We start from the raw sequence: 6000 nt of genomic DNA on the forward strand, positions 1-6000 counted from the left end.
GAGTAATTTAGGAGTCAAACGTGGAACTGCAAGAGTATTTACGCCAGCACGGATTAGAAACTTTGTGCGAAACTTATCATATCAAAGTTACCCGCCACCGCCAATATCCTCATCTAGTCTGCCTGAAATACTCGCAGATAGAATCCCCGCTGGGCGAAAAAATAGTCCAGCAGTGTCGAGGTATTATTTTAGATTCATCTCAAAACTGGGAAATAGTTTCTTATCCCTACGACAAATTTTTTAATTACGGGGAAGGCCACGCCACAGCGATTGATTGGAGTCACGCCAAAGTTTATGAAAAGTTAGACGGTTCTCTGACTGTACTGTATTTTTATCAGGGAGAATGGAGAGTGCAATCTAGCGGCACTCCCGATGCAGCGGGTGAAGTTAATGGTTTTGGATTTAGCTTTGCCGAACTGTTTTGGAAAGTCTGGAAAGAATTGGGCTATGAATTACCGGAAGCAACCGATGAGTGTTTTATCTTTGAGTTGATGACACCTTATAATAGAATAGTTGTTCAGCAAAAAAACAATGATATCGTGCTGCACGGGGTTCGCAATACTGAAACCTTGCGAGAAACAGATCCCCTTTTCTGGGCAAACAGATATGTCTGGAAAGTAGTCAATTCGTATCCTTTAACTAGCTGGAAAGAAGTTATCGAAGCAGCTCAACATTTAGATCCAATGGATTTAGAAGGGTATATTATCTGCGATGCTAACTTCAACCGAGTTAAGGTTAAGTCTCCGCAATATGTGGCGATTTCCCACCTTCGCGAAGGGTTTTCGACGCGGCGGATGATCGAAATTGTTTTGACTAATGAAGGAGAAGAGTTTTTAGCTTATTTTCCCGAGTGGATTGACTTGTATCAAAAAGTTAAGAGTAAATATGAATTGTTAGTTCAAGAAATCGAGGAGCTTTACCGACAGCACGAATCTATCGAAGTGCAGAAAGATTTTGCCTTCGCTGTCAAACATTTGCCATATTCTGGGATTTTGTTTTCTTTGCGGGCTCGCAGGGTTGCGGGAGTGAAAGAAGCTCTCCGCGATGTTACGATTCATAAGATAGAGGAGTTATTGGGTTTAGATTATATCAATTTAGGTTTGTGAGGTTCGCAGAGAATCGGCGGTTGAAACCGCTACTACACAAACAAAGTCCGCCTCCGCGGACTAAAGAATTAAGTTGCAAATTACCAATTATCCATTACCCATTACTATGAAAAGAGTTATTGTACTTGTCGGCTTACCTGCTTCTGGAAAATCTCTATTTGCGAGAGAATTGCTGCTGTCTGAACCTGCAAGATGGGTGCGTAGCAATAAAGATTTACTTCGAGAAATGGCTCACGCTTCTCATTGGTCTCCGGCGAATGAAAAGTTTATTGTGCAGTTGAGAGATACGATTATTCTGATGGCTTTGGAAAGTGGCAAGCACGTGATTGTGGACGATACTAATTTCGGGCCGCATATCGAACATATCAAAGAGTTGGTTAAGGGTAAAGCCATCGTTGAAGTTAATGATTCTTTCCTGCAAGTTCCGGTGGAGGAGTGTATTAAACGGGATTTGAAAAGACTTAATTCGGTGGGTAAAGATGTGATAATGAAGATGTACAATAAGTACGTGCGGGTTCCGGTTGCGCCGCCGGAATATAACCCGGATTTGCCGGATGCAATTCTTGTAGATATGGACGGTACATTAGCGCTTCTCAATGGTAGAAATCCTTTTGATGCTTCAAAGTGCGATCGCGATTTACCGAATCAGCCTGTCCTAGATACCATCCGCAAGTGGCAGTCTAGCGTTAATATTATCGTAGTATCGGGCAGAACCGATGACTGTCAACCTCAGACTGAACAATGGTTGCGGCAATACGAGGTGAATTATGCAGGTCTCTATATGCGGAAAACTGGGGATATGAGGAAGGATGCGATTATGAAGGAGGAAATCTATCGGCAGCAGATTGCAGGGCAATATAATGTTAAGTTTGTATTGGACGATCGCCAGCAGGTGGTTGATATGTGGCGATCGTTGGGATTGACTGTATTTCAAGTAGATGAAGGGGATTTTTAACGAAGGATGGATTCGGGCGATAAATCGCCCTGGCCGTGATGCTACAATCGAAGTAAGATTGAATCCAAATTTTACCTGTCAACTGTCAACTGTCAACTGTCAACTGTCAATATGATAGCTATTCCCCAACAACCCCCAAGGATGACCTTCGAGGAATATCTCGAATGGGAAGCGCAACAAGACATTCGCTACGAATATGTCAACGGCGAAGTCTTTGCGATGACTGGCGGTACAATTCCCCATAACGATCTTGCACTTAATTTTTACACGGCTGTGCGCCCTCATCTGCGTTCTAGAGGTTGTCGCGCGAACGTGTCAGATGTTAAATTGCAAGTCAGTCCTCGCAGCCGTTACTATTACCCGGATGTGATAGTTAGTTGCGATCCTGAAGATATGAATGCGCGCAAGTTTATTCAACATCCGAAACTAATTGTGGAAGTTCTCTCGCCCGGTACAAGTGGTAAGGATCGGGATGAAAAATTCACGGCTTACCTGAAAATTCCGACTTTACAAGAGTATATCTTGATTGATTCTGAAAAAATCTCCGTTGAACGTTACTGTCGGGGTGAGGGTAAAATGTGGCTTTACTATTCTTATAGTGCTGGAGAGATTGTAACTTTGTCAAGTATTGAATTTGAGTTGGCGATCGCACTTTTGTATGAAGGTGTTACCTTTGAAATAGAAACGGAAACAGAAACTGAAAAATAGGCTATTTCACATTTAAATTGCATATTCGGGACGGGCTAGAAGCCCATCCCACAAGAAACATCAACATACATAATTTGTTTCACCTTTAACTTTTATGTTTCGGACGGGCTAGAAGCCCATCCCACAAGATTAGATACAATTTGTGCGTAAATTATAATGGCATTTTTTACCGCGTCCAAGCCAGCCATTTATTGAACAAATTTTTCACAAAGGGAGTCAAGCGAGTACGATTGTAGGCATCCCCGGCTTTGCGAATCGCATCGGCTTGCGTTGGATACGGATGAATGACGCTGGCAATTTTTCCTAAACCAATATTGTTTACCATTGCTAAAGTAATCTCGCTAATCATATCTCCCGCGTGTCGCGCCACAATAGTTGCACCTAATATTTTATCGCTGCCTTTCTTGACGTGAATTTTCACAAAACCTTCATCTTCACCATCTATAATTGCTCTATCGACTGTATCGAAAGGAATCAAAAACGTATCGACATCAATCCCCGCGGCTTGCAATTCTCGATCGCCCATTCCGACGCGCGCCACCTCTGGGCTAGTATAAGTACACCAAGGTATCGTCAAAGTGCTGAGCTTTTTGCGTCCGAAAAACAGGGTGTTTTGGATGACCATTCTGGCGGCAAAATCAGCAGCATGGGTAAATTTATCCTTCATACAAATGTCACCGGCGGCGTAAATGCGGGGATTGGTTGTTTGCAAATTGTCGTTGACAAAGACGCCTTTTTCTGTATCGTACTCCACGCCGACAGTTTCTAGGTTCAATCCTTCCACGTTTGGCGATCGCCCTACGCTGACAATAATCTCATCTACCGTTACCGACGCTTCCTTACCTTGAGATTGATAATAAACTACTTTGCCTGCATTTGTTTGTTCAACGCGCTCTATTTTTGAGTCTAAAATTAATTGAATATCTTCCCTGACAAAAGCTTCCTGCACAATGGTAGCAGCATCGACATCTTCCTTGTCCAAAATCTGAGCATTTTTGTGCAGCAACACGACTTTGCAACCCAGGCGCCGAAAAGATTGGGCTAATTCGCAGCCGATCGGCCCACCGCCAATTACCGCCAAACGCTGAGGTTTTTCTGTGAGGTTAAATACAGTTTCATTTGTCAAATATCCAGCTTCCTTCAAACCTGGAATTTGCGGTTCTAGCGCCCTTGCGCCTGTGGTAATTACTGCTTTTTTGAATTTAAGAGTTTGACCTGCAACTTCTATGGTAGAATTGCTAGTAAAGCGACCGGAACCTAGGAAAACATCGACTCCTAAAGTGTGCTGGTAGCGTTCCACAGAATCAACATCGCTAATTCCCGCCCTAATCCGCCGCAATCTTGCCATTACGGCTGAAAAATCAATTTCTGTACCGTTAGGAACGCTAACCCCAAATTTACTTGCTTCCCCAATATCGGCGACAGCGCGGGCCGATCGAATTAAAGCTTTTGACGGGACACAACCGACATTCAAACAGTCGCCGCCCATTAAATGTTTTTCAATCAAAGCAACTTTTGCACCCAAACCTGCGGCGCCCGCAGCCACAATTAATCCGGCTGGGCCCGCGCCAATTACTACTAAGTTGTAGCTACTAGCGGGCTGCGGGTTTACCCAATCCGGCGGATGCAAGTAGGAGACTAATTTTTGGTTGTATTCGTCCATCGGGGGGACTGTTACGCGATCGACTTTTGACTGCGACATGAGCAAATCTTCCTAATTAAATAGTTTCATCTAAAGCTTTGCGAGCAATCCTAGTTATATAGACGGTGACGGCGACAGCAGCCGTAAAACTGATGATATTAATCAACCATTTTACAAGTTCGGCTTGAGGATTTGCAGGCTGATTTACCGTACATATAGCAGCAATATTTCCTACCAAAGAACCTGAGTAAACGTACATCACGGTTCCCGGAATCATGCCGGAGGAACCTAATACATAATCTTTCAAAGAAACCTGAGTAATCCCCAAAGCGTAATTCAATAAATTGAACGGAAATAAAGGACAAAGACGAGTTAAAAAGACTATTTTTAATCCTTCTTTAGCAACGGCGCGATCGAGGGCTTGAAACTTTGGGTGAGCTTCCATATATTTTACCACGCGATCGCGCGACAGGTATCGCCCGATCAGAAAAGCAAAGGTCGCCCCTAGGGTGGCGGCGATTAACACGTATATCGAGCCCCACCACAGCCCAAACAGCACGCCGCCTCCCAAGGTCAGCACGGAACCAGGTATAAATAGTATCGTAGCGAAGTTGTAGGTAGCGATAAAGGCGATCGGGCCCCAGACGCCTAAATGCTCGATTTGGATTAAAACAGCTCTTAACAGTCCTTGAACGTAGGCGGATCTAGTTGCTACAATTAACAGAGGGACTGCAAGGGCGATCGACAAAAACAACAATCTGCTTTTAAAAGTATAGCTGCTAGAAATCTGACTTGCTTCTGGCTCCATAATTGACCGATAAATAAATAGATACCAGCATTATATAGCAGTTGTTAACTTACCAGAAAGAATTGGTTGAAAGCCTCTCCCCTTCAGGGGGAACGCATCTTATTGAACACTCTTCGCTAGTGGTGAGTATATTTTGAGATAAATTCACCATTCTTAGAAGCTATAGATACGCTTTGTAATGACTTTTATAAGAAAACAGTAACTGATCAATGGTGGTTTTTATGCCTGTCCTATTTTTGAGACAATAAAAATATTACAACTACTATTTACAAGTTGTATAATATTTAGTGATGAGTTATTTGTGAAAATTTAGTTGACTGCCACAGCGAGGATCTTGGCCAAATAGCCATCATCCCACCCGGCTCGGAGTCGCTTATTCTTTACTCCGGTTTTTGAGGCTTTTTCTTGATTCAAAAGATTGAGCGAAATGTGTCTAAGAATGGCAAAGTTTTGCGGAGCATTATCTTTCCTGATTCGACAATCATCTTCACGAAAGCCCACATCTAACACCCAATGTAAACGATTTTCAATTCCCCAATGGCTGCGAACTGATTCACCAAATTTTTGAGCATTATTTGGTGAACTACTAATGTAATAACGAGTTTCAATACTTGTTTTTCCTTTCACTATTCTCACGGATTCTATCATGCCTATACTATGAAGTTTCTCCCATTGATTGTCGGGATCTATCAGCTCTTTGATGTCACTTAACATTAAATGATGTCGGATTTCTGAGCGACCATGATTACTTTCTTTCTTGGTCGAATAAGCTGTATGTGTA

The 6000-nt window shown here is 42.9% G+C and carries 6 protein-coding genes; 3 read left to right on the forward strand and 3 right to left on the reverse strand.

All coding sequences use genetic code 11. The features are described from left to right. Positions 1–20 precede the first annotated feature (20 nt). From JGK16_RS17005 to JGK16_RS17015, 3 genes are all read left to right on the forward strand, one after another. Entirely contained in the window at positions 21–1106 is a 1086-nt protein-coding gene (locus JGK16_RS17005; protein ID WP_293176973.1) for a T4 RnlA family RNA ligase, read from the forward strand. Positions 1107–1212: 106 nt separating this feature from the next. Next, positions 1213–2061: an AAA family ATPase gene (locus JGK16_RS17010; RefSeq protein WP_293176971.1), complete on the forward strand. Its 849-nt coding sequence runs from the start codon at positions 1213–1215 to the stop codon at positions 2059–2061. A gap of 141 nt (positions 2062–2202) precedes the next feature. Further along, positions 2203–2769 (forward strand): Uma2 family endonuclease, encoded by a 567-nt coding sequence (locus JGK16_RS17015; RefSeq protein ID WP_363319657.1) that lies wholly within the window; start codon positions 2203–2205, stop codon positions 2767–2769. 166 nt (positions 2770–2935) lie between these two features. Here the strand turns inward: JGK16_RS17015 and JGK16_RS17020 are convergent, their stop codons facing one another. From JGK16_RS17020 to JGK16_RS17030, 3 genes are all read right to left on the reverse strand, one after another. Then, positions 2936–4471: a mercuric reductase gene (locus tag JGK16_RS17020; protein ID WP_293191438.1), complete on the reverse strand. Its 1536-nt coding sequence runs from the start codon at positions 4469–4471 to the stop codon at positions 2936–2938. Positions 4472–4487: 16 nt separating this feature from the next. After that, the gene (locus tag JGK16_RS17025; RefSeq protein ID WP_293191436.1) at positions 4488–5219 is read right to left on the reverse strand and encodes a TVP38/TMEM64 family protein; all 732 of its coding nucleotides are present in this window, start codon (positions 5217–5219) and stop codon (positions 4488–4490) included. Between the two features lie 309 nt (positions 5220–5528). Further along, positions 5529–6000 (reverse strand): ISAs1 family transposase (locus JGK16_RS17030; protein ID WP_293191434.1); only part of this gene is annotated, 472 nt, incomplete at its 5' end.

Source organism: Microcoleus sp. PH2017_09_SFU_O_A (assembly GCF_020738625.1).
In the GTDB taxonomy this organism is placed as follows: Bacteria; Cyanobacteriota; Cyanobacteriia; order Cyanobacteriales; family Microcoleaceae; genus Microcoleus.

Bases quoted from the DNA above. Each gene is read 5' to 3' on its own strand.
- JGK16_RS17010 (WP_293176971.1), top strand. From the start codon at position 1,213: ATGAAAAGAGTTATTGTACTTGTCGGCTTACCTGCTTCTGGAAAATCT.
- JGK16_RS17015 (WP_363319657.1), top strand. From the start codon at position 2,203: ATGACCTTCGAGGAATATCTCGAATGGGAAGCGCAACAAGACATTCGC.
- JGK16_RS17020 (WP_293191438.1), bottom strand. From the start codon at position 4,471: ATGTCGCAGTCAAAAGTCGATCGCGTAACAGTCCCCCCGATGGACGAA.
- JGK16_RS17025 (WP_293191436.1), bottom strand. From the start codon at position 5,219: ATGGAGCCAGAAGCAAGTCAGATTTCTAGCAGCTATACTTTTAAAAGC.